This is a genomic window from Polynucleobacter wuianus (genome assembly GCF_001659725.1).
In the GTDB taxonomy this organism is placed as follows: domain Bacteria; phylum Pseudomonadota; class Gammaproteobacteria; order Burkholderiales; family Burkholderiaceae; genus Polynucleobacter; species Polynucleobacter wuianus.
This window is the reverse complement of record NZ_CP015922.1, coordinates 35,408-59,641: the sequence shown is the minus strand read 5'-3', so window position 1 is coordinate 59,641 and position 24,234 is coordinate 35,408. Positions and strand designations below refer to the sequence as shown.

Sequence of the window (24,234 nt, the reverse complement as noted above, 5' to 3'; positions counted from 1 at the left end):
TTAATTCGCCTCCGCTTCAAAGTTAATTTCTTGGCCTGGCTTCAAATTCACGTAGGCCTTCTTAGTGTGGTCACGACGACCTTCAAAACGGCCATAGCGCTTAGGCTTACCCTTTTGATTCACGATTTGAACTGAGTCCACTTGCACTTTGAAGAGCAATTCAACTGCTTGTTTTACATCGCTCTTGTTTGCATCGCGAGCTACTTGGAAAACTACTTGTTCGTTTTTCTCTGCAACCATAGTGGCTTTCTCAGAGATAACAGGACCAAGCAGAACCTTCATCAGGTTGTGATCGTTTTTACGGACTTGGCTCATTTCAGCAACTCCTCAATTTTTGCGATCGCAGCTTTGCTTACCAATACTTTTTTGTATTGCACCAAAGCTAATGGATCAGCGTGCTGCGGTTCACATACAGCAACCTTATGCAAATTACGTGATGCCAAGTACAAATTCTCGCTAACCTGATCAACAATAATCAAGACTGAATCCAAGCCCATTGCCTTAACTTTGTCAGCTAAAACTTTGGTCTTTGGAGCATCGAGACTAAATTGATCAACTACATTCAAACGACCTTCGCGTGCTAACTGAGACAAAATAGATCTCATACCAGCGCGGTACATTTTCTTGTTTACTTTTTGGCTGAAATTCTCTTCTGGAGAATTTGGGAATATACGGCCGCCTCCACGCCACAGCGGGGAAGAGCTCATACCAGCACGTGCACGACCAGTACCTTTTTGACGCCAAGGTTTCTTAGTTGTGTGCTTAACTTGCTCACGGTCTTTTTGTGCACGGTTACCGCTACGTGCATTTGCTTGGTAAGCCACTACAACTTGGTGTACCAATGCTTCGTTATATTCACGCTCAAATACTTCTGGCGAAGCTTGTACGCCTGCACCTAAAGTACCGTTGTCCTGGAGAAGCTTAAGTTCCATATTCGCTCTCCTTATTTCTTCTTCAACGGTGTTTTCACCGCTGGAGTAACAATAACTTTACCGCCTGGGGCGCCTGGAATAGCGCCTTTAACCATGATGAGATTACGTTCTGCATCAATGCGTGCGATGACTAAATTTTGTACGGTACGTGTAACGTCACCAAGGTGGCCAGTCATGCGCTTACCTGGGAAAACACGACCTGGATCTTGCGCCATACCGATAGAGCCTGGTACGTTGTGTGATCTAGAGTTACCGTGGGATGCACGACCAGAAGCGAAGTGATAACGCTTGATGGTACCGGCGTAACCTTTACCGATCGATACGCCTTGTACATCCACTTTTTGACCAGCAGTAAATGCAGCGTCAGCAGGAATTACTTGTCCTGGTGTCATTTCCGCGATTTTTGCTGCGTCTAATTGGAATTCGTTGAGACCGTTACCAGCCATCACTCCAGCTTTGGCGAAGTGACCAGCCATTGCTTTGGTAACGCGAGTAGCTCTACGTGTGCCATGTGCCAACTGGATAGCATCATAGCCATCAGTTGCCTGGGTCTTGATTTGAGCGATTCTGTTGTCGCTCACGTCGATTACGGTGACAGGAATTGCTTCCCCTTCGTCCGTAAATAGACGGGTCATGCCGACCTTGCGGCCGATTAAGCCTAAGCTCATATTCATGCTCCACGCCGACTTCGATTGGTCGGCAAAATTAATTTAAGTGATTTACAAGTAAAAGTACTTCTAAATCAATAACTTACAAAGTTTTTAATGCTGATAAAGCCTAAAATTTCACCCAAATAATCGAGCGAAGCCTTAGATTCTATCCCGAAATACTGATCTTTACAAGCAAAAAGACCGGAAACAACAAATTATTGCAACTTAATTTCGACGTCCACACCTGCTGGGAGGTCTAATTTCATCAAGGCATCTACTGTTTTCTCGGTAGGATCAACGATATCCATCAAACGCAGATGGGTACGGATCTCTAACTGATCACGGGATGTCTTGTTCACGTGTGGTGAACGCAAGATATCAAAACGCTCAATACGAGTAGGCAAAGGTACTGGACCCTTAACAACTGCACCAGTGCGCTTAGCTGTATCAACGATTTCAGCTGCTGACTGGTCGATCAAACGGTAATCAAATGCTTTGAGGCGAATACGAATTTTTTGGTTTTGCATATTAATTCCAAAGAGCGGTGTGGTGCTGCCACGTTATACATCTAAAGAGCACGGTGACATCAGCAGCACTGATGTCACCGGTTAGCAAACCGCTAAATATTAATTACTTCTACTGCTTTAAATCTAGTTACTACTTAAGCCAAAATCTTTGCAACCACGCCGGCGCCAACAGTACGGCCACCTTCACGGATCGCAAAACGTAAACCTTCTTCCATCGCGATTGGCGCGATGAGTTTTACGGTAATCGTGACGTTATCACCAGGCATCACCATTTCTTTGTCTTTTGGCAACTCGATTGAACCGGTTACGTCCGTTGTACGGAAGTAAAACTGTGGACGATAGTTGTTAAAGAATGGAGTATGACGACCACCTTCATCTTTACCCAAGATGTAAACCTCGGCTGTAAAGTGAGTATGTGGGGTGATGGAGCCTGGCTTAGCCAATACTTGGCCGCGCTCAACTTCTTCACGTTTTGTACCGCGTAACAAGATACCAACGTTATCGCCTGCTTGACCTTGGTCGAGCAATTTGCGGAACATTTCAACGCCAGTACAGGTAGTTTTGAGAGTTGGTTTGATACCAACGATTTCAATCTCTTCACCAACTTTGATGATGCCGCGCTCGATACGACCAGTCACCACAGTACCGCGACCGGAGATTGAGAACACGTCTTCTACTGGCATCAAGAACGCACCATCAATGGCACGCTCTGGAGTTGGGATGTAAGTATCTAATGCTTCAGCCAATTTCATGATGGCTTCTTTACCCAATGGGCCTTCGTCACCTTCAAGAGCCAACTTAGCAGAGCCTTGGATGATTGGAGTGTCATCGCCAGGGAAATCGTATTTAGACAGAAGTTCACGAACTTCCATTTCAACTAACTCTAACAATTCAGCGTCATCGACCATGTCGCACTTGTTCAAGAACACAACGATGTAAGGAACGCCTACTTGGCGTGCCAAGAGGATGTGCTCACGAGTTTGTGGCATTGGGCCGTCAGCTGCAGAGCAAACCAAAATTGCGCCGTCCATCTGAGCAGCACCAGTAATCATGTTCTTCACGTAGTCAGCATGTCCTGGGCAATCCACGTGAGCGTAGTGACGATTCGCTGTCTCATACTCAACGTGTGCTGTATTAATCGTAATACCACGGGCTTTTTCTTCTGGAGCAGCATCGATCTGATCGTATGCTTTAGCTTCGCCACCAAATGCCTTTGAGAGCACGGTTGCGATTGCTGCTGTCAATGTGGTTTTACCGTGGTCAACGTGACCGATGGTGCCTACGTTTACGTGCGGTTTTGTCCGCTCAAACTTTTCTTTTGCCATTTTTAATCTGCCTTCTTTAGCTAGTCAATATTCAAAATGATGTGGATAAATTACTTCGCTTTAGCAGCCATAACTGCTTCAGCAACGTTCTTAGGTGCTTCGGAATAATGCTTAAATTCCATGGTGTAGGTAGCGCGTCCTTGGGTCAACGAGCGCAAGCCAGTTGAGTAACCAAACATCTCTGCCAATGGCACTTCAGCGCGAACAATCTTGCCGCCGCCTGGAATGTCATCCATACCTTGCAAAATACCGCGACGTGATGAGAGGTCACCCATTACGTTACCCATGAAATCTTCTGGTGTTTCAACTTCAACAGCCATCATTGGCTCAAGCAATACTGGTGATGCTTTACGCATACCATCCTTGAACGCCATTGAGCCTGCCATCTTAAATGCGTTTTCGTTGGAGTCAACGTCATGGTATGAACCGAAGAACAATGTCGCCTTGATATCTACAACTGGATAGCCAGCCAAAATACCGGAGTTCAATGTTTCGATGATGCCTTTTTCAACTGCAGGGATGTATTCACGTGGAACTACACCGCCCTTAATAGCGTCAACGAATTCAAAACCTTTACCTGGGGCTTGTGGTTCTAACTTCAATACCACGTGACCGTATTGGCCGCGACCACCAGACTGTTTAACGAATTTACCTTCGATCTCTTCACAAACCTTACGAATCGTTTCACGATAGGCAACTTGTGGCTTACCAACAGTTGCTTCAACGCTGAACTCACGCTTCATACGATCAACCAAAATTTCCAAGTGGAGCTCGCCCATACCGGAAATAATGGTTTGGCCTGACTCTTCGTCAGTCTTCACACGGAAAGAAGGATCTTCTTGTGCCAAACGATTCAAAGCAAGACCCATTTTTTCTTGGTCAGCTTTTGTCTTTGGCTCAACAGCTTGTGAAATCACTGGCTCTGGGAATACCATGCGCTCCAAAATCACGATGCTATCTGGATCACACAATGTTTCACCGGTGGTTGCATCTTTTAGACCAACTGCAGCAGCGATATCGCCTGCGTAAACCTCTTTAATTTCTTCACGTTGGTTTGCATGCATCTGCAACAAACGACCAACACGCTCTTTCTTGCCCTTAATTGGGTTGTAGATGGTGTCGCCAGACTTCATTACACCTGAGTAAACGCGGAAGAAGATCAGCTGGCCAACGAATGGATCAGTCATGATCTTAAATGCCAATGCGGAGAACTTCTCATCATCAGCAGCTTTACGTTCTGCAGGTGTACCGTCTTCCAATTCACATGGAACTGGTGGAACGTCTAATGGAGATGGCAACAACTCAACCACTGCATCCAACATCGCCTGAACACCCTTATTCTTAAACGCAGTTCCACACAACATTGGAACGATTTCGTTAGCGATAGTACGTTGACGCAATGCGCCTTTAATTTCTTCTTCGGTTAAGCCTTCACCGCCGAGATATTTTTCCATCAACTCTTCTGAACTCTCTGCAGCAGCTTCGAGCATTTTCTCGCGCCACTCTTCAGCAGATGCTTGTAATTCAGCAGGGATATCTTCGTAAGTAAACTTAGTACCTTGTGAAGCCTCATCCCAATAGATAGCCTTCATCTTTACCAAATCCACAACACCTTTGAAATTTTCTTCTGCGCCGATTGGAATTTGAATCAAGATTGGGTTGGCTTTGAGACGAGTCTTCATTTGGTCATAAACCTTGAAGAAGTTCGCGCCAGTCCGGTCCATCTTGTTTACGAATGCCAAACGTGGAACTTGATACTTGTTCGCTTGACGCCAAACAGTTTCAGATTGGGGCTGTACACCACCTACCGCACAGTAAACCATGCAAGCACCATCCAACACGCGCATTGAACGCTCAACTTCAATCGTGAAGTCTACGTGTCCTGGAGTATCAATAATATTGATACGGTGCTCAGGCATATTGCCCGCCATACCCTTCCAGAAAGTGGTCGTAGCAGCAGAAGTAATCGTGATACCACGCTCTTGCTCTTGCTCCATCCAGTCCATGGTAGCTGCGCCATCATGTACTTCGCCAATCTTGTGATTAACGCCGGTGTAGAACAAAACGCGTTCTGTAGTTGTTGTCTTACCTGCGTCAATGTGCGCAGAAATACCAATATTACGGTATTTGTCGATGGGGGTTTTACGTGCCACTGTTGGTGCCTTTTCTTAACTATTGGATTAGAAGCGGAAATGTGAGAAAGCTTTGTTAGCTTCTGCCATACGGTGAACTTCTTCACGCTTCTTCATTGCGCCGCCACGACCTTCAGCAGCTTCTAATAATTCGTTGGCTAAACGTTGAGCCATCGATTTTTCGCCGCGCTTCTTAGCAGCTTCGCGCAACCAGCGCATTGCCAAAGCGGAACGGCGTGATGGACGAACTTCAACAGGAACTTGATAGTTAGCACCACCAACGCGACGGCTCTTTACCTCAACCATTGGCTTAACGTTGCCCATGGCTGTTGAAAAAATTTCGAGTGGTTCTTTGTTTGCTTTTTTCTCGATGTGATCAAAGGCACCGTAAACGATACGCTCTGCAACCGATTTCTTGCCGTCCAACATCAGGACGTTCATGAATTTAGCGACTTCTACATTGCCGAATTTTGGATCCGGCAAAATTTCCCGTTTGGGAACTTCACGACGACGTGGCATAACTACTCCTTCAGTTCAGTTAGGGGTGGCCCACCTGGATCACCCGCTCCGGCTGTCCTACTATTTAGAAAAATTTCCAAACGGAACAGCCACTTACTTGTCTTTTAAGTCTGACAAACAACGACTTACTGCAAAAACTACAGCTGCTTCATTAAAAATTAAGCAGCTTTCTTGGCACGCTTAGCGCCGTACTTAGAACGGGCTTGCTTACGATCTTTAACGCCTTGTAAGTCCAAAGAACCGCGAACGATGTGATAACGCACACCTGGCAAATCCTTAACACGACCACCGCGGATCAACACTACTGAGTGCTCCTGGAGGTTATGGCCTTCACCGCCAATGTATGAAATCACTTCAAAACCATTGGTTAAGCGAACTTTGGCTACCTTACGGAGCGCAGAGTTAGGCTTTTTAGGAGTAGTGGTGTACACACGTGTACAAACACCACGGCGCTGCGGGCTGTTTTGCAGCGCAGGGCTCTTGCTTTTAACGGTAAGCCTTGTTCTTGGCTTGCGTAATAATTGATTAATTGTTGGCATAAAATAGCTCGGTTAGTACTTCTTTGTTGCTTTCTTCAAGAAAATCAATGACTTAGAGAATTTCTAGGTCAAAAAGACCCTCTTCTGAATCAGTAGAACTCAGCATTCTAGCCTGACCAGCCTTTTCCGTCAACCTAATGGGGAAAAAGCTGGCCATTTCTGGCCAGATTTACCAAATTAGCTCGGATCAGTCTCCCCAGCAGGAGCAACGACTTCAGCCTCAATTTCTACAGGGGCGTTAGCCAATGCTTCCTCTTCGGCAGCAATCATTTGAGCGCGATCACGCTCGAATTGCTCTCTGACCTTGCGTGCACGGCGGTAAGACAAGCCGGTACCAGCAGGGATCAGGCGACCAATAATGACGTTTTCCTTGAGGCCACGGAGGGTATCGGTCTTGCCCATAATTGCGGCTTCGGTCAATACACGGGTGGTTTCTTGGAAAGAAGCCGCTGAAATGAAGCTGTCGGTCGACAAGGATGCCTTAGTAATACCAAGCAATACGTTGTCGAATTGAGCTGGGTGCTTGCCTTGAGCAATCACAGCATCGTTTGCGTCATACAGCTTAGAACGCTCAACTTGCTCACCAGTGATGAAGGATGTATCGCCTGGATCAGTTACCTGAACACGACGCAACATCTGACGCACGATCACTTCAATGTGCTTGTCATTAATCTTCACACCCTGGAGACGATAAACGTCTTGAACTTCGTCAACGATGTAGATTGCCAACTCTTCAATACCTTTGAGGGTCAAGATGTCATGTGGATCGGCAGGGCCTTCCACAATCATCTCGCCCTTATTCACAACTTGACCGTCGTGAACGAGAACTTGCTTCTCTTTAGGAATCAAGAATTCATTAGCTTCGCCATCCATATCGGTAATCACCAAACGCTGCTTACCTTTGGTTTCTTTACCGAAGGAAACGGTTCCAGTAACTTTCGCCAAGACAGCTGCGTCTTTTGGTGAACGTGCTTCGAACAATTCTGCAACGCGTGGCAAACCGCCGGTAATATCGCGAGTCTTCTGTGATTCGATTGGAATACGCGCCAATACTTCGCCCACTTCGACCTTTTGACCATCTTTAACAGTAATCAAAGCGCCTACTTGGAGGCCAATGTTCACTGGGTGATCAGTACCGGCGATCATGACGTCATTACCCTTGTCATCAATCAAGTTGATCACTGGGCGAACGCCTTTGCTTGCTGCGGAACGACGCTTACCATCAATCACCACCAAAGTGGAAAGACCAGTCACTTCGTCAACCTGCTTAGCAACGGTTACACCTTCTTCAACGTTGTCAAAGCGAGCGATACCAGCATACTCAGAAATAATCGGACGTGTTAACGGATCCCAGGTTGCTAAGCTTGCGCCAGCTTTAACCGCTGCATCTTCTTTCAACAAGAGAGTTGCGCCGTAGGGCACTTTATGACGCTCGCGCTCACGGCCATTCTCGTCAACAATCAAGGCTTCGCCAGAACGTGAAATCACGATCTGCTCACCCTTCGCGTTCTTCACAACACGCATCGTGCCAGAGAACTTCAAAGCACCGTTAGATTTAGCTTCGATATTGCTTGCAACCAATGCACGTGATGCTGCACCACCAATGTGGAAGGTGCGCATAGTCAACTGCGTGCCTGGCTCACCGATGGACTGAGCAGCGATCACACCAACTGCTTCACCAACGTTGACCAAACCACCGCGACCTAGATCACGACCGTAGCACTTGGCGCACAAGCCAAAGCGAGTTAAGCAAGACAATACTGTGCGCACTTTAACCTCGTCGATACCTAATGCAACGATCTGATCAACATGATCCTCATCAAGTAATGTATCGTTAGGAACGATGACTTCTTGTGTGTCAGGATGAACGATGTCACCGATACACACACGACCCAAAATACGGTCGCGCAATGCTTCGATAATTTCGCCGCCTTCAACAAGCGCCTTCATCGTTACGCCAGAAGTTGCGCCGCAATCCTCTTCAATCACCACGAGGTCTTGAGTTACGTCGCATAAACGACGTGTCAAGTAACCAGAGTTTGCTGTCTTCAACGCTGTATCGGCTAGACCTTTACGAGCACCGTGGGTTGAGATGAAGTACTGCAACACGTTCAAACCTTCACGGAAGTTCGCAGTAATTGGGGTTTCAATGATGGAGCCATCAGGCTTCGCCATCAAACCACGCATACCAGCCAACTGACGAATCTGCGCTGCAGATCCACGCGCACCAGAATCCGCCATCATGTAGATGGAGTTAAAGGATTCTTGACGCACAGTCTTGCCGTTACGGTCAAGTACGTCAACGTGTGACAACTCATCCATCATCGCCTTACCAACTTGGTCACCAGCAGCACCCCAGATATCAACCACGTTGTTATAACGCTCTTGATTGGTTACGAGGCCTGACATAAATTGCTTGTCATACTCTTTAACCTTGGAAGAAGCTTCGGTGATGATGCGGTCTTTAGAGGTTGGGATCAACATATCGTCAATCGCAACAGAAATACCAGCATTGGTCGCCAAACGGAAGCCGGACTGCAAGAGACGATCAGCAAAAATGACTGTCTCGCGCAAGCCGCACTTACGGAATGATGTATTGATCAAACGTGAGATTTCTTTTTTCTTCAAAGGCTTGTTAATTTCCTCGAAAGACATGCCTTTAGGCAAAATCTCAGACAAGATGGCGCGGCCAACTGATGTGTGATAAATCTTGGTCTTCTCAGCAAAACGGGCATCGCCCTCTGCTTTCTTGTCCACGATCTCATACTCAGTAATACGCACAGCAACACGAGAAGCCAATTCAACTTGACCTGCCTCGTATGCGCGCACTACTTCAGTAATGTTGGCGAAAACCATGCCTTCGCCTTTACCGTTGATCTTGTCGCGTGTAGCGTAGTACAGACCCAACACCACGTCCTGCGAAGGAACAATGGATGGCTCGCCGTTAGCTGGGAACAATACGTTGTTCGAAGCCAACATCAATGTACGTGCTTCCATTTGCGCTTCGAGCGACAAAGGAACGTGAACCGCCATTTGGTCACCGTCAAAGTCCGCGTTAAATGCTGCGCAAACTAATGGGTGCAATTGGATTGCTTTACCTTCAATCAGCATTGGCTCGAAAGCCTGGATACCGAGACGGTGCAATGTAGGCGCACGGTTGAGCATGATTGGATGTTCACGAATCACTTCTTCGAGAATGTCCCAAACGATTGGAGTCTGGCTTTCAACTTCTTTCTTCGCAGCCTTAATCGTGGTTGCAATTCCCAAAGTCTCAAGCTTGTTGAAAATGAATGGCTTGAATAATTCCAAAGCCATCAATTTTGGTAAGCCGCACTGATGCAATTTCAATGTAGGACCAACCACGATGACTGAACGACCTGAGTAGTCAACGCGTTTACCCAACAAGTTTTGACGGAAACGACCGCTCTTACCTTTAATCATCTCAGCCAAGGACTTGAGAGGACGCTTGTTAGCGCCAGTCATCGCCTTACCGCGACGACCGTTGTCGAGCAATGAGTCAACCGCTTCTTGCAACATCCGTTTTTCGTTACGAACGATAATCTCTGGTGCGCGCAACTCTAACAAACGCTTCAAACGGTTGTTACGGTTGATCACACGACGATAGAGGTCGTTCAAATCAGAAGTAGCAAAGCGACCGCCATCCAATGGCACCAATGGGCGCAATTCAGGTGGCAATACTGGCAACACTTCCATAATCATCCAGTCAGGCTTAATACCTGAAGTCTGGAACGCCTCGAGCACTTTTAAGCGCTTAGCGTATTTCTTGATTTTGGCATCGCTACCAGTGGCTTTCAATTCAGCACGAATAGTCTCTACTTCACGATCGATATCAATCGAACGCAAGAGATCACGAATGCCTTCCGCGCCCATGATGGCAGTAAATGCACCGTCACCATACTCTTCAGTCTTAGCGATGTATTCATCTTCAGACATGATCTGACCGCGCTTCATTGCACCCTCAGGAGTCATGCCAGGATCAACGACTACATATGCCTCAAAGTAAAGAACACGCTCGATATCACGCAATGTCATATCGAGAACCATACCCAAACGGGATGGCAGGGACTTCAAGAACCAGATGTGCGCTACAGGGGCTGCCAACTCAATGTGACCCATGCGCTCACGACGTACCTTAGCGAGAGTAACTTCAACACCACACTTCTCGCAGATTACGCCACGGAACTTTAAGCGCTTGTACTTGCCGCATAAGCACTCGTAGTCTTTAGTTGGTCCAAAAATCTTGGCGCAGAACAAGCCATCACGCTCGGGCTTAAAAGTCCGATAGTTGATGGTTTCTGGCTTGCGTACTTCACCAAAAGACCATGAGCGAATTTTCTCAGGAGATGCAAGGCCAATCTTGATGACATCAAATTGCTCATCACCCTGCGTTTGCTTAAATAAATCGAGCAATGCTTTCATATCAGTTGCGCTCCATGTCAATGTCAATACCCAACGAACGGATTTCTTTTACCAGCACGTTGAAGGATTCGGGCATGCCAGCATCAATCGTATGCTCGCCCTTGACGATGTTTTCGTAAACCTTGGTACGGCCTGCGACGTCATCGGACTTCACTGTCAGCATTTCCTGCAAGACATATGAAGCACCATATGCTTCGAGGGCCCAGACTTCCATCTCACCAAAGCGCTGACCACCGAACTGAGCTTTACCGCCCAATGGCTGTTGCGTTACTAAAGAGTAAGGTCCAGTTGAACGAGCATGCATCTTGTCATCGACCAAGTGGTGGAGTTTCAAGACGTGCATTACGCCAACAGTGACTGGACGCTCAAACTGATCGCCAGTTCGGCCGTCGCACAAAATCATTTGCTGACGTGATGGGGTCATCTTCAAAGATTTAGCAACATCTTCTGGATAAGCCAATTCGAGCATGCGACCGATTTCCGCCTCTGTAGCACCGTCAAACACTGGTGTTGCAAATGGCAAGCCTTGGCGGAGATTCTCAGCCAAAACAGTAATTTGCTCATCAGAGAAGTTGTCGATGTCTTCAATGCGACCGGTCTCGTTGTAAAGCTGTTTAAAGAACTTACGCAGTTCAGCAACCTTAGCCTGCTCACGCACCATCTCATCGATACGCTTACCAATACCTTGAGCAGCCCAACCTAAGTGGGTTTCCAAGATCTGACCAACGTTCATACGGGAAGGAACGCCCAATGGGTTCAAGACGATGTCAACAGGGCGGCCGTCAGCCATAAATGGCATGTCTTCCGCAGGGGCAATCTTAGAAACCACGCCCTTGTTACCGTGACGACCGGCCATCTTGTCTCCAGGCTGTAAGCGGCGCTTCACTGCCAAGTAAACCTTCACCATCTTCGTTACGCCAGGTTGCAAATCATCACCCTGGGTAAGTTTGGTGCGCTTTTCTTCAAAAGCCTCATCAAACTGTTTGCGTTTCGCTTCGATAGAAGATTTGATTGCTTCAACTTGTGAGGCAACCTCATCATCCGCCGGACGAATATCGAACCAATGGTATTTGTCCAAATCAGCAAGGTAATCCTTATCGATCTTGGTGCCTTTAGCTAATTTCTTAGGTCCGCCATTAGCAACTTTGCCAACCAGCAGTTTTTCTAAACGCATGAAGGCATCGCCCTCAACAATACGTAGCTGATCGTTTAAGTCCAAACGATAGCGTTGTAATTCTTCCTGAATAATTGCTTGTGCACGGGCATCGCGCTCAATACCTTCACGGGTGAAGACTTGAACATCAATGACGGTACCAATCATTCCTGAAGGAACGCGCAAAGAAGTATCTTTCACATCAGATGCTTTTTCACCGAAGATCGCGCGGAGGAGTTTCTCTTCTGGGGTGAGAGTAGTCTCACCCTTTGGGGTTACCTTACCAACCAACACATCACCAGCTTCTACTTCGGCACCGATGTACACAATACCGCTCTCATCCAAACGGGAGAGTTGTGACTCTGCCAAGTTGGAAATATCGCGAGTAATTTCTTCTGAACCCAACTTAGTATCACGAGCAACAACCGACAACTCTTCAATATGAATAGAGGTGTAACGGTCATCAGCAACCACTTTTTCAGAGATCAAGATTGAATCTTCGAAGTTGTAACCGTTCCATGGCATAAATGCCACAGTCATGTTTTGACCCAAAGCCAATTCGCCCAAATCGGTCGATGCGCCGTCAGCAACAACGTCGCCGCGGGCTACACGATCGCCAACCTTCACGATTGGACGTTGATTGATGTTGGTATTTTGGTTTGAACGGGTGTACTTGATGAGGTTATAAATATCCACACCAACTTCACCTGCCGCTGTTTCGTCATCGTTTACACGAATCACGACACGGTTTGCATCAACGTAATCCACGATACCACCGCGGTTAGCCAATACAACAGTGCCGGAGTCAACCGCAACAATGCGCTCTAAACCGGTTCCAACCAATGGCTTGTCTGGACGCAAGCAAGGAACTGCTTGACGCTGCATGTTCGCACCCATCAACGCACGGTTCGCATCATCATGCTCTAAGAATGGAACGAGTGAAGCAGCAGCAGAAACGATCTGGCTAGGGGCAACGTCGATGAAATCGATGCGCTCCGGGCTAACCATCATGGTTTCACCAGCTTGACGAGCAGAAACTAATTCGTCAGCCAACTTACCGTTTTTGTCGATCGTTGCATTTGCCTGAGCAATTACATACTTGGCTTCTTCAATGGCAGAGAGATAAACCACTTCATCGCTTACCTTACTATTGGAAACCTTACGATATGGAGTCTCAAGGAAGCCATGCTCATTCAAACGCGCAAATAACGCGAGTGAGTTGATCAAACCGATGTTTGGTCCTTCTGGAGTTTCGATTGGGCAAACACGTCCATAGTGGGTTGGATGCACGTCGCGCACTTCGAAGCCTGCGCGCTCGCGGGTCAAACCACCAGGTCCCAATGCAGAAATACGACGCTTGTGCGTGATCTCTGAGAGTGGATTAGTTTGGTCCATAAACTGGGACAACTGTGAAGAACCGAAGAACTCACGAATCGCAGAAGAGATTGGCTTGCTGTTAATCAAGTCATGCGGCATGAGGTTTTCTGTTTCGGCTTGGCCGAGACGTTCTTTAACCGCACGCTCAACCCGTGATAAACCAGCACGGAATTGGTTTTCAGCCAATTCGCCAACGCAACGTACACGACGATTACCTAAGTGATCGATATCGTCTACTTCGCCTTTGCCGTTACGTAAATCTACGAGGGACTTAATGGTGTCGAGAATATCTTCGTTCGACAGAACCATTGGACCCTCCATTTCTGGACGGTTCAAACGGCTATTGACCTTCATACGGCCAACACGAGATAAATCGTAAGTATCTTCGCTGTAGAACAAGCGCTGGAACAAGGCTTCAACAGCATCTTCTGTTGGAGGCTCGCCAGGACGCATCATGCGATAGATGGCGATACGCGCTGCTGTTTGATCAGCAGTTTCATCGGTACGCAATGTCTGAGAAATGTATGCACCAGAATCCAAATCGTTGGTGTAGATAGTTTCCAATTGCTTGATACCAGCATCGCGCAATGTTGCTAACAACTCTTCAGTGATTTCATCATTAGCGTAAGCCAAGATTTCACCAGAATCTGGATCAACAATGTTGCGTGCAACAACACGACCAACTAAATAGTCATCTGGTACAGCAATGGTTTTTGTCTTAGCAGCTTCGAGTTCGCGGATATGCTTTGCATTAATACGCTTATCTTTTTGAATGACTACAACGCCATTCTTATCGAGCACATCAAAGCTAGCCAACTGACCACGCAAACGCTCTGGCACAAATTCCATTGAGCCGCCGTTAGCAGTCAATGAGAAATGGTCAAAGTTAAAGAAGTTAGCAAGAATCTGTTCGTTGTTTAAACCAATTGCTTTGAGCAAAATAGTGACAGGCATCTTACGACGACGGTCAACGCGGAAATAAAGAATATCTTTTGGATCAAACTCAAAATCGAGCCATGAACCACGGTAAGGAATGATGCGTGCTGAGAACAGCAACTTACCTGAACTGTGTGTCTTGCCCTTATCGTGTTCGAAGAACACGCCTGGGGAACGGTGTAACTGAGAAACGATGACGCGCTCAGTACCATTGATCACAAAAGAGCCGTTTTCTGTCATGAGTGGAATTTCACCCATGTAGACTTCGCTCTCTTTTACCTCTTTGACCTTAGTAGGCGCTTCGCGATCATAAATAATCAAGCGAACTTTAGCGCGTAAGGCAGAGTGGTAGGTGTAACCACGTTGTTGACATTCTTTAACATCAAACGGTGGCTGTGATAACTGGTAAGACACGTATTCCATACGTGCATAGCCGTTGTTAGACACAATTGGGAATGCTGATGTAAAGGCAGCCTGAAGTCCCTCGGTAAGACGAGACATTGCCGGCTTATCAGCCTGTAAAAATTTAGCGTAGGATTCCAGCTGCGTTGCGATCAGGTACGGAACCTGGTGGTTATTTACTCGCTTAGCAAAGCTTTTACGGACTCGCTTGCGTTCGGTGAAGCTATAGTTCATTTCATCTCCGAATTCAGCGACTGTACAAAGATTTGGCGATTGGCCACTACCAATCACTGGCGGACAACACTAAATCGTTTAGATCTAGTGTCCGACCAAACTTGCATTCTGCAGTCGTATCAGAAGGCAAACCCGATTTCAATCAGAAATGAAATCGGGTTTGACCACTAATGGTCAAACCCAACATGGCTAACGCTCCTTTTTGAGAAGCGCTAGCGGAGTTTGTATTACTTGAGTTCTGCTTTAGCGCCAGCTTCTTCAAGCTTCTTCTTAGCTTCTTCAGCAGTTTTCTTGTCAACGCCTTCTTTGATTGGCTTTGGTGCACCATCAACCAAGTCCTTAGCTTCTTTCAAGCCAAGACCAGTAATTTCGCGAACCGCCTTAATTACTGAAACCTTGTTTGCGCCAGCTTCGAGCAAGTTCACAGTGAATTCTGTTTGCTCTTCAGCAGCAGCACCACCACCGCCTGCACCAGCAGGACCAGCAACAGCCATCGCTGCAGCTGAAACGCCAAACTTCTCTTCGAATGCTTTAACCAAGTCATTCAAATCCATAACGGACATGCTACCTACTGCTTCAATGATTTCTTCTTTAGTAATCGCCATTTTTAGCTCCTAATACTTAAATAGTTAATCTGTCGCTTATTCAGCGGCAGGGGTTTCTTTTGCTTCTGTTCCAGCTTCTGGGGCTGCGGCTGCAGGCTCAGCGACTGCTTCAGGAGCGGCGGCTTCAGCAGCGACTGCTGCTGGGGCTGCTGCTTCTGCTGCAGGTGCTGGAGCTTCGGCTACAGGAGCGGGTGCTCCAGCTGCCTTTTGTGCTGCTACTGCGCCCAATACGCGAGCCATCGCAGAAACAGGCGCCAACATCACACCTAACAACTGAGATAACAACTCGTCGCGGCTTGGAATGGTTGCCAGGGCTTTTACGCCTGCAACGTCTAACAACTTGCCGTTATATAAGCCAGCTTTAATGACTAGCAAATCTTGAGTCTTAGCAAAGCCCTGCAATACTTTTGCCGAAGCAATCGGATCAGCAGAGATGCCGTAAATCAAGGGGCCAACCATCGAATCAGCAAGAGGCTCAAACTGTGTGCCTTGTGCAGCACGGCGTGCCAATGTGTTCTTCAAAACGCGAAGATATACACCTTGGTCACGTGCGCTAGCACGTAGCTTTGTCAACTGCTCTACTGGAATACCACGGTATTCAGCGAGCACGACAGTTTGGGCTCCAGCCAATTGAGCGCCGACATCAGCAACAATCGCTTTTTTGTCTTGTACATTCAAAGGCACGGTTTAACTCCATAAAAACCAACTGTTTCCAGTTGGGGTTACACACCAGCGTCTGATCATTTGTTCACAAAGACTCTTGTGAAAATCTTTTCAGGGTCGCCATCTGCGCTGGCTATTACTTTCGTAACGATTAAGAATTAACTCTTTACAAGCAACTAACTCACCAACGGTCTTTGATGTTCGACTCTCACCCAAAGAGCGTGAGTCGACCCAAAGTTCTTTTTTGCTACAAGCTACTTAAGCAGCTGCCTGTAACGATGCTTGGTCTACACGTACGCCTGCACCCATGGTGCTGCTTACGGCAACCTTCTTTAAATAAACACCCTTTGATGCAGGAGGTTTTGCTTTATTCAAAGCCTCGAGCAATGCTAGCAAGTTCGATTTCAATGCAGCTGGCTCGAACGAACGACGGCCAATGCTTGCGTGCACGATGCCGGCTTTGTCCACACGGAACTGAACTTGACCAGCTTTTGCATTCTTAACTGCAGTAGCAACGTCAGGTGTAACTGTTCCCACTTTTGGATTTGGCATTAAACCGCGTGGGCCCAATACTTGGCCTAAAGTACCAACAATTTTCATTGTGTCTGGGGATGCAATCAAAACGTCAAAATCAATTTTGCCGCCTTTAATTTGATCAGCAAGCTCTTCCATGCCAACGATTTCTGCACCAGCAGCTTTAGCTTGTTCAGCCTTCTCGCCTTGTGCAAAAACAGCAACACGAACATGTTTGCCTGTACCAGCTGGGAGCACTACTGCGCCACGCACAACTTGGTCAGATTTCTTAGCATCAATACCCAACTGAACAGCAACGTCGATAGACTCATCAAACTTTGCAGTTGCACACTCTTTAACGAGGTTCAATGCATCCTCTAATGGGTAGAACTTGTTGCGATCAACTTTAGATTGAATTGCTTTAACGCGTTTAGATAACTTAGTCATGATTAGAGACCTTCCACAGTGATGCCCATGGAACGGGCGCTACCAGCGATTGTTCTAACAGCTGCATCCATATCGGCCGCTGTCAAATCTGGCATTTTTGCTTTAGCGATTTCTTCCGCTTGAGCACGAGTAATTTTTCCAACCTTATCGGTATGAGGACGTGGTGATCCTTTTTCGATCTTCGCAGCCTTCTTAATCATGATGGTTGCTGGAGGAGTCTTCATGATGAATGTGAAGCTCTTATCAGCGAACGCTGTAATCACGACTGGAATTGGGAGGCCAGGCTCCATGCTCTGAGTTTGAGCATTGAATGCCTTACAAAATTCCATAATATTCAGGCCGCGTTGACCCAATGCTGGGCCTACGGGTGGTGATGGATTTGCTTTACCTGCAGGAATCTGCAGCTTAATAAAGCCAATAATCTTCTTTGCCATGTGTTGCTCCTTAAAGCGCGCCTAACCTCATTAGGAAAGACCGCCGTTGAGTAAACGCTTCGCTAGTTTTTGGCTTTCTAGCTCCGCTCCTCGGTTAATTACAAAAAACTAAATAACCACTTAAAACAAACTACTGCACTGCAAAACAGGACTAAGTCCTTGTTTTTACATCTTTTCTACTTGGCCGAACTCCAGCTCAACTGGGGTACCACGGCCAAATATTGTAACAGAAACGCGCAGTCTTGACTTCTCATAATTGACTTCTTCGACATTTCCGTTGAAATCAGTAAATGGGCCTTCTTTAACGCGAACCATCTCTCCCACCTCAAACAGGGTCTTAGGCTTCGGTTTATCCACCCCAGCCTGCATTTGATCCATGATTTTGGTGACTTCTGCTGTAGAAATCGGGCTTGGGCGATTACGAACACCGCCTACGAAACCAGTCACTTTTGGTGTATTTTTCACCAAATGCCAGCTTTCGTCGGTCATTTCCATCTCAATTAGGACGTATCCTGGGAAGAAACGACGTTCAGTAACGGATTTGGCGCCGGATTTGATCTCTACAACCTCTTCTGAGGGGACCAAAATACGGCCAAATTTCTCAGGCATACCAGAACGCGCAATCCGCTCTTCAAGGCCTTTTTTAACACTCTTCTCCATGCCGGAATAAGCATGGATAACATACCAGCGCATATTGCCGGTAGCTTGTGGGTTCGCTGCTACTTCAGAATCAATCATTTTTTGCTCACTTCCAGCCTAAAAAGACTGAAAAAACTAGCCATTCAATCAATTTGTCTGCAATCCATAAAAATAGGGACATGATCAGAACAAAGCCAAATACGACTAGAGTCATTTGGGTGGTCTCTTTGCGAGTCGGCCAAACAACCTTTTTTACTTCATACCAAGAATCTTTTGCGTAGGCGATAAAACGACGCCCATCGGGAGAAATCGCCACAATCAAAACTGCAGCTGCAATGCCGCCAAACAAAACTGCTAAGCGCACCAATAAAGATTGATCGATGAGCGTGTAGTAAAGAACTAACGCGGCAACGACGATTAAAGCAGCGAGTCCAGAGACCCAGCTACTTTTTTCTTCAGAATGACTTACTGTTTGTTGAGACATATCACTTTCAGTTCAAATCGTGGCAGGGGCGGAGGGCATCGAACCCCCAACCTTTGGTTTTGGAGACCAACGCTCTGCCAATTGAGCTACACCCCTTTATAAAAAACTATTAAGCCAAAATCTTTGCAACCACGCCGGCGCCAACAGTACGGCCACCTTCACGGATCGCAAAACGTAAACCTTCTTCCATCGCGATCGGGGCGATGAGTTTTACGGTAATGGTTACGTTATCACCAGGCATCACCATTTCTTTGTCTTTTGGCAACTCGATTGAACCGGTTACGTCCGTTGTACGGAAGTAAAACTGTGGACGATAGTTGTTAAAGAATGGAGTATGACGACCACCTTCATCTTTACCCAAGATGTAAACCTCGGCTGTAAAGTGAGTATGTGGGGTGATGGAGCCTGGCTTAGCCAATACTTGGCCGCGCTCAACTTCTTCACGTTTTGTACCGCGTAACAAGATACCAACGTTATCGCCTGCTTGACCTTGGTCGAGCAATTTGCGGAACATTTCAACGCCAGTACAGGTAGTTTTGAGAGTTGGTTTGATACCAACGATTTCAATCTCTTCACCAACTTTGATGATGCCGCGCTCGATACGACCAGTCACCACAGTACCGCGACCGGAGATTGAGAACACGTCTTCTACTGGCATCAAGAACGCACCATCAATGGCACGCTCTGGAGTTGGGATGTAAGTATCTAATGCTTCAGCCAATTTCATGATGGCTTCTTTACCCAATGGGCCTTCGTCACCTTCAAGAGCCAACTTAGCAGAGCCTTGGATGATTGGAGTGTCATCGCCAGGGAAATCGTATTTAGACAGAAGTTCACGAACTTCCATTTCAACTAACTCTAACAATTCAGCGTCATCGACCATGTCGCACTTGTTCAAGAACACAACGATGTAAGGAACGCCTACTTGGCGTGCCAAGAGGATGTGCTCACGAGTTTGTGGCATTGGGCCGTCAGCTGCAGAGCAAACCAAAATTGCGCCGTCCATCTGAGCAGCACCAGTAATCATGTTCTTCACGTAGTCAGCATGTCCTGGGCAATCCACGTGAGCGTAGTGACGATTCGCTGTCTCATACTCAACGTGTGCTGTATTAATCGTAATACCACGGGCTTTTTCTTCTGGAGCAGCATCGATCTGATCGTATGCTTTAGCTTCGCCACCAAATGCCTTTGAGAGCACGGTTGCGATTGCTGCTGTCAATGTGGTTTTACCGTGGTCAACGTGACCGATGGTGCCTACGTTTACGTGCGGTTTTGTCCGCTCAAACTTTTCTTTTGCCATTTTTTAATCTGCCTTTAGTTAACTCTTAAACCAAACACGAAATACACAATTAATAAAACCAAACATGGTGCCCATGGGCAGGATCGAACTGCCGACCTCTCCCTTACCAAGGGAGTGCTCTACCACTGAGCCACATGGGCGAATTTAACGCAACAAATCTGGAGCGGGATAAGAGAATCGAACTCTTGACCGAAGATTGGAAATCTGCTGTTTTACCATTAAACTAATCCCGCACATCTGGTGGAGGGGGTAGGATTCGAACCTACGTAGGCGTAGCCAACAGATTTACAGTCTGCCTCCTTTAGCCGCTCGGACACCCCTCCGCGAACCCAATATTCTGACTCCAAATGGAGTTTCTGTCAATCTCTCAAACGCTTTTCACAAGTAAAAACGCCCAGACCTAAAAGGGTCTGGGCGTCGCATTGGTGCCCGGCAGTTACCTACTTTCACACGGGTAATCCGCACTATCATCGGCGTAGAATCGTTTCACTGTCCTGTTCGGGATGGGAAGGAGTGGTTCCAATTCGCTATGGTCACCGGGCGTAGAGGGTTGAGTTGCTGAATAAATCAACAACTCTATTTGAGTAAGCATGTAATAAGGATGCAGATTAAATCTGGCAAACATCCAACACAATAGTGCTGGTTATAGGATCAAGCCTAACGGGCAATTAGTATCGGTTAGCTTAATGCATTACTGCACTTCCACACCCGACCTATCAACGTTGTGGTCTTCAACGACCCTTTATGTAGGTTAAACCTACGGGAGATCTCATCTTCAGGCAAGTTTCCCGCTTAGATGCTTTCAGCGGTTATCTCTTCCATTCATAGCTACCCTGCGATGCTTCTGGCGAAACAACAGGTACACCAGCGGAATGTCCACTCCGGTCCTCTCGTACTAGGAGCAGCCCCCGTCAAATCTCCAACGCCCATGGCAGATAGGGACCAAACTGTCTCACGACGTTTTAAACCCAGCTCACGTACCTCTTTAAATGGCGAACAGCCATACCCTTGGGACCGGCTACAGCCCCAGGATGAGATGAGCCGACATCGAGGTGCCAAACACCGCCGTCGATATGAACTCTTGGGCGGTATCAGCCTGTTATCCCCAGAGTACCTTTTATCCGTTGAGCGATGGCCCTTCCATACAGAACCACCGGATCACTATGACCTGCTTTCGCACCTGCTCGACTTGTCGGTCTCGCAGTTAAGCACGCTTTTGCCATTGCACTTTAGGTACGATGTCCGACCGTACCAAGCGTACCTTCGTACTCCTCCGTTACACTTTGGGAGGAGACCGCCCCAGTCAAACTGCCTACCATGCACTGTTCCCGACCCGGATAACGGGCCAAGGTTAGAACCTCAAATAAATCAGGGTGGTATTTCAAGGTTGGCTCCAACAGAACTAGCATCCTGTTATCAACGCCTCCCACCTATCCTACACAGACCGATTCAAAGTCCAATGCAAAGCTACAGTAAAGGTTCATGGGGTCTTTCCGTCTAGCCACGGGTAGATTGCATCATCACAAACATTTCAACTTCGCTGAGTCTCAGGAGGAGACAGTGTGGCCATCGTTACGCCATTCGTGCAGGTCGGAACTTACCCGACAAGGAATTTCGCTACCTTAGGACCGTTATAGTTACGGCCGCCGTTTACTGGGACTTCAATCAAGAGCTTGCACCCCATCATTTAATCTTCCAGCACCGGGCAGGCGTCACACCCTATACGTCCACTTTCGTGTTTGCAGAGTGCTGTGTTTTTATTAAACAGTCGCAGCCACCTTTTTATTGCAACCCTTTCGTCCTTCCGTTGTTCACGGTCAAACTACAAGGGCGCACCTTATCCCGAAGTTACGGTGCAAATTTGCCGAGTTCCTTCTCCTGAGTTCTCTCAAGCGCCTTAGAATACTCATCTCGCCCACCTGTGTCGGTTTGCGGTACGGTCTTGTTAGACTGAAGCTTAGAGGCTTTTCTTGGAACCACTTCCAATTGCTTCGCGAATAAATTCGCTCGTCTCACGCCCTTGAATTACGCTACCGGATTTACCTAATAGCCATCTCCAACGCAAGAACCGGGACATCCAACACCCGGACAACTTTCCGCGATCCGTCCCCCCATCGCATCTAACAATGGTCAAGGAATATTAACCTTGTTCCCATCAGCTACGCATCTCTGCCTCGCCTTAGGGGCCGACTCACCCTGTTCCGATGAACGTTGAACAGGAAACCTTGGGCTTACGGCGAGGGGGCTTTTCACCCCCTTTATCGCTACTCATGTCAGCATTCGCACTTCTGATACCTCCAGCATCCTTTACAAGACACCTTCACAGGCTTACAGAACGCTCTCCTACCATCACATTGCTGTGATCCGCAGCTTCGGTTATATGCTTAGCCCCGTTACATCTTCCGCGCAGGACGACTCGATCAGTGAGCTATTACGCTTTCTTTAAAGGATGGCTGCTTCTAAGCCAACCTCCTGACTGTTTTAGCCTTCCCACTTCGTTTCCCACTTAGCATATATTAGGGACCTTAGCTGGCGGTCTGGGTTGTTTCCCTCTTGACACCGGACGTTAGCACCCGATGTCTGTCTCCCGTGCTTGCACTTGTAGGTATTCGGAGTTTGCTATGGCGCAGTAATCCGCAATGGACCCCACTACCATGACAGTGCTCTACCCCCTACAGTGATACACGAGGCACTACCTAAATAGTTTTCGGAGAGAACCAGCTATTTCCAGTTTTGTTTAGCCTTTCACCCCTATCCACAGCTCATCCCCTAACTTTTCAACGTTAGTGGGTTCGGTCCTCCAGTACGTGTTACCGCACCTTCAACCTGGCCATGGATAGATCAACTGGTTTCGGGTCTACACCCAGCAACTAGCGCCCTATTCGGACTCGCTTTCGCTACGCCTTCCCTATTCGGTTAAGCTTGCTACTGAATGTAAGTCGCTGACCCATTATACAAAAGGTACGCAGTCACCCCTTACGAGGCTCCTACTGTTTGTATGCACACAATTTCAGGATCTATTTCACTCCCCTCCCGGGGTTCTTTTCGCCTTTCCCTCACGGTACTTGTTCACTATCGGTCGATTACGAGTATTTAGCCTTGGAGGATGGTCCCCCCATATTCAGACAGGATTTCTCGTGTCCCGCCCTACTTGTCTCTAGCCTAGTACCACTCAATAATTTTCACATACGGGACTATCACCCTTTATTGTTGGACTTTCCATTCCATTCTGTTAATTACTGAGCTATCACTAGAAGGCTCTTCCCATTTCGCTCGCCACTACTTTGGGAATCTCGGTTGATGTCTTTTCCTCTTGCTACTTAGATGTTTCAGTTCACAAGGTTCGCTTCTCATACCCTATGTATTCAGGTATGGATACCACAAAAGTGGTGGGTTTCCCCATTCAGAAATCCCCGGATCAAAGCTTATTTACCAGCTCCCCGGGGCTTATCGCAGGTTATAACGTCTTTCGTCGCCTGTAATCGCCAAGGCATCCATCATGTGCACTTATTCACTTGATCCTATAACGAGCACCATTGCTAGTAACCGTTATAGGTTTTTACTTCTACTTCTGACATGTTTGCCGTAATCCAAACTGTAAGTACTTGTTAAGAACTTTGTAAAACTCGTTTGATATTACTGATTGATGATTCAATCTTTACTCTTATTACATTGTCAAATGTCCTCTCAAAGAAACATTTGACACTTTGCTTACTCAAATTTTTAAAGAACAGCCATAAATGGCAAAACTAAACAATCGTTAAATCGCTTAGTTTTGACATTTAGATGTTGGTGGAGGATGACGGGATCGAACCGACGACCCCCTGCTTGCAAAGCAGGTGCTCTCCCAGCTGAGCTAATCCCCCAACGTCCACTAAGTCCATATCACTGCTGCTGATGGTGGGTCTGGTAGGACTTGAACCTACGACCCCTGCGTTATCAACACAGTGCTCTAACCAGCTGAGCTACAGACCCGTGGCTTT

General features: G+C 47.2%; 16 protein-coding genes, 6 tRNA genes, 2 rRNA genes and 1 pseudogene. All 25 read right to left on the bottom strand.

The genetic code is table 11. From position 1 onward, the window contains the following. The gene (gene rplW / locus A8O14_RS00315; RefSeq protein WP_068947693.1) at positions 1-315 is read right to left on the bottom strand and encodes a 50S ribosomal protein L23; all 315 of its coding nucleotides are present in this window, start codon (positions 313-315) and stop codon (positions 1-3) included. After that, the gene (rplD, locus tag A8O14_RS00310; protein ID WP_011901901.1) at positions 312-932 is read right to left on the bottom strand and encodes a 50S ribosomal protein L4; all 621 of its coding nucleotides are present in this window, start codon (positions 930-932) and stop codon (positions 312-314) included. The genes rplW and rplD overlap by 4 nt, the downstream gene beginning before the upstream one ends. 11 nt (positions 933-943) lie before the next feature. Beyond that, positions 944-1,600, bottom strand: coding sequence for a 50S ribosomal protein L3 (gene rplC, locus A8O14_RS00305; protein WP_068949633.1), 657 nt, complete (start codon positions 1,598-1,600; stop codon positions 944-946). 197 nt (positions 1,601-1,797) lie between these two features. Continuing rightward, positions 1,798-2,109, bottom strand: a complete 312-nt coding sequence (rpsJ, locus tag A8O14_RS00300) for a 30S ribosomal protein S10 (protein ID WP_011901899.1) — start codon at positions 2,107-2,109, stop codon at positions 1,798-1,800. 134 nt (positions 2,110-2,243) lie between these two features. Then, the gene (gene tuf, locus A8O14_RS00295; RefSeq protein ID WP_068947683.1) at positions 2,244-3,434 is read right to left on the bottom strand and encodes an elongation factor Tu; all 1,191 of its coding nucleotides are present in this window, start codon (positions 3,432-3,434) and stop codon (positions 2,244-2,246) included. Between the two features lie 50 nt (positions 3,435-3,484). Beyond that, entirely contained in the window at positions 3,485-5,587 is a 2,103-nt protein-coding gene (fusA, locus tag A8O14_RS00290; protein ID WP_068947692.1) for an elongation factor G, read from the bottom strand. Positions 5,588-5,614: 27 nt separating this feature from the next. Next, positions 5,615-6,085 (bottom strand): 30S ribosomal protein S7, encoded by a 471-nt coding sequence (rpsG, locus tag A8O14_RS00285; protein ID WP_068320103.1) that lies wholly within the window; start codon positions 6,083-6,085, stop codon positions 5,615-5,617. A gap of 158 nt (positions 6,086-6,243) precedes the next feature. Continuing rightward, positions 6,244-6,624 (bottom strand): 30S ribosomal protein S12, encoded by a 381-nt coding sequence (gene rpsL, locus A8O14_RS00280; protein WP_068947691.1) that lies wholly within the window; start codon positions 6,622-6,624, stop codon positions 6,244-6,246. 177 nt (positions 6,625-6,801) lie between these two features. Next, positions 6,802-11,064, bottom strand: coding sequence for a DNA-directed RNA polymerase subunit beta' (gene rpoC, locus A8O14_RS00275; RefSeq protein ID WP_068947690.1), 4,263 nt, complete (start codon positions 11,062-11,064; stop codon positions 6,802-6,804). A 1-nt stretch (position 11,065) separates the two neighbouring features. Further along, positions 11,066-15,166, bottom strand: coding sequence for a DNA-directed RNA polymerase subunit beta (gene rpoB, locus A8O14_RS00270; protein WP_068947689.1), 4,101 nt, complete (start codon positions 15,164-15,166; stop codon positions 11,066-11,068). 227 nt (positions 15,167-15,393) lie between these two features. Then, positions 15,394-15,771, bottom strand: a complete 378-nt coding sequence (gene rplL / locus A8O14_RS00265; protein ID WP_068947688.1) for a 50S ribosomal protein L7/L12 — start codon at positions 15,769-15,771, stop codon at positions 15,394-15,396. Between the two features lie 156 nt (positions 15,772-15,927). Continuing rightward, positions 15,928-16,455, bottom strand: a pseudogene (rplJ, locus tag A8O14_RS00260) (50S ribosomal protein L10); the annotation flags it as partial. Between the two features lie 237 nt (positions 16,456-16,692). Beyond that, positions 16,693-17,394: a 50S ribosomal protein L1 gene (gene rplA, locus A8O14_RS00255; RefSeq protein ID WP_068947686.1), complete on the bottom strand. Its 702-nt coding sequence runs from the start codon at positions 17,392-17,394 to the stop codon at positions 16,693-16,695. Between the two features lie 2 nt (positions 17,395-17,396). Further along, entirely contained in the window at positions 17,397-17,828 is a 432-nt protein-coding gene (gene rplK / locus A8O14_RS00250) for a 50S ribosomal protein L11 (protein WP_011901890.1), read from the bottom strand. Between the two features lie 165 nt (positions 17,829-17,993). Then, a complete protein-coding gene (nusG, locus tag A8O14_RS00245; RefSeq protein WP_068947685.1) occupies positions 17,994-18,566 on the bottom strand; it encodes a transcription termination/antitermination protein NusG in 573 nt (190 codons plus the stop codon). A 7-nt stretch (positions 18,567-18,573) separates the two neighbouring features. Then, on the bottom strand, positions 18,574-18,951 hold the full coding sequence (secE, locus tag A8O14_RS00240) for a preprotein translocase subunit SecE (RefSeq protein WP_068947684.1): 378 nt from the start codon (positions 18,949-18,951) through the stop codon (positions 18,574-18,576). 20 nt (positions 18,952-18,971) lie between these two features. Then, positions 18,972-19,047: transfer RNA gene (locus A8O14_RS00235), tRNA-Trp, on the bottom strand. 13 nt (positions 19,048-19,060) lie between these two features. After that, complete coding sequence (gene tuf / locus A8O14_RS00230; RefSeq protein WP_068947683.1) at positions 19,061-20,251, bottom strand: elongation factor Tu; 1,191 nt, start codon at positions 20,249-20,251, stop codon at positions 19,061-19,063. Between the two features lie 65 nt (positions 20,252-20,316). Further along, a tRNA-Thr gene (locus tag A8O14_RS00225) sits at positions 20,317-20,391 on the bottom strand. A 19-nt stretch (positions 20,392-20,410) separates the two neighbouring features. Beyond that, positions 20,411-20,484: transfer RNA gene (locus A8O14_RS00220), tRNA-Gly, on the bottom strand. 5 nt (positions 20,485-20,489) lie between these two features. Continuing rightward, positions 20,490-20,574 (bottom strand) — tRNA-Tyr (locus tag A8O14_RS00215). Positions 20,575-20,678: 104 nt separating this feature from the next. Continuing rightward, positions 20,679-20,792 (bottom strand): 5S ribosomal RNA (rrf, locus tag A8O14_RS00210). Between the two features lie 106 nt (positions 20,793-20,898). Beyond that, positions 20,899-23,772 (bottom strand): 23S ribosomal RNA (locus A8O14_RS00205). A gap of 269 nt (positions 23,773-24,041) precedes the next feature. Further along, positions 24,042-24,117, bottom strand: a tRNA-Ala gene (locus tag A8O14_RS00200). A 32-nt stretch (positions 24,118-24,149) separates the two neighbouring features. Beyond that, positions 24,150-24,226 (bottom strand) — tRNA-Ile (locus A8O14_RS00195). Positions 24,227-24,234 lie beyond the last annotated feature (8 nt).

Excerpts from the sequence above, each read along its gene's own strand:
- tuf (WP_068947683.1), bottom strand. The coding sequence starts at position 20,251 with ATGGCAAAAGAAAAGTTTGAGCGGACAAAACCGCACGTAAACGTAGGC.
- rplC (WP_068949633.1), bottom strand. The coding sequence starts at position 1,600 with ATGAGCTTAGGCTTAATCGGCCGCAAGGTCGGCATGACCCGTCTATTT.
- rpsL (WP_068947691.1), bottom strand. The coding sequence starts at position 6,624 with ATGCCAACAATTAATCAATTATTACGCAAGCCAAGAACAAGGCTTACC.
- rplA (WP_068947686.1), bottom strand. The coding sequence starts at position 17,394 with ATGACTAAGTTATCTAAACGCGTTAAAGCAATTCAATCTAAAGTTGAT.
- rplD (WP_011901901.1), bottom strand. The coding sequence starts at position 932 with ATGGAACTTAAGCTTCTCCAGGACAACGGTACTTTAGGTGCAGGCGTA.
- rpoB (WP_068947689.1), bottom strand. The coding sequence starts at position 15,166 with ATGAACTATAGCTTCACCGAACGCAAGCGAGTCCGTAAAAGCTTTGCT.
- rpsJ (WP_011901899.1), bottom strand. The coding sequence starts at position 2,109 with ATGCAAAACCAAAAAATTCGTATTCGCCTCAAAGCATTTGATTACCGT.
- rplW (WP_068947693.1), bottom strand. The coding sequence starts at position 315 with ATGAGCCAAGTCCGTAAAAACGATCACAACCTGATGAAGGTTCTGCTT.
- rpsG (WP_068320103.1), bottom strand. The coding sequence starts at position 6,085 with ATGCCACGTCGTCGTGAAGTTCCCAAACGGGAAATTTTGCCGGATCCA.
- rpoC (WP_068947690.1), bottom strand. The coding sequence starts at position 11,064 with ATGAAAGCATTGCTCGATTTATTTAAGCAAACGCAGGGTGATGAGCAA.
- nusG (WP_068947685.1), bottom strand. The coding sequence starts at position 18,566 with ATGATTGATTCTGAAGTAGCAGCGAACCCACAAGCTACCGGCAATATG.
- rplK (WP_011901890.1), bottom strand. The coding sequence starts at position 17,828 with ATGGCAAAGAAGATTATTGGCTTTATTAAGCTGCAGATTCCTGCAGGT.
- secE (WP_068947684.1), bottom strand. The coding sequence starts at position 18,951 with ATGTCTCAACAAACAGTAAGTCATTCTGAAGAAAAAAGTAGCTGGGTC.
- rplL (WP_068947688.1), bottom strand. The coding sequence starts at position 15,771 with ATGGCGATTACTAAAGAAGAAATCATTGAAGCAGTAGGTAGCATGTCC.
- tuf (WP_068947683.1), bottom strand. The coding sequence starts at position 3,434 with ATGGCAAAAGAAAAGTTTGAGCGGACAAAACCGCACGTAAACGTAGGC.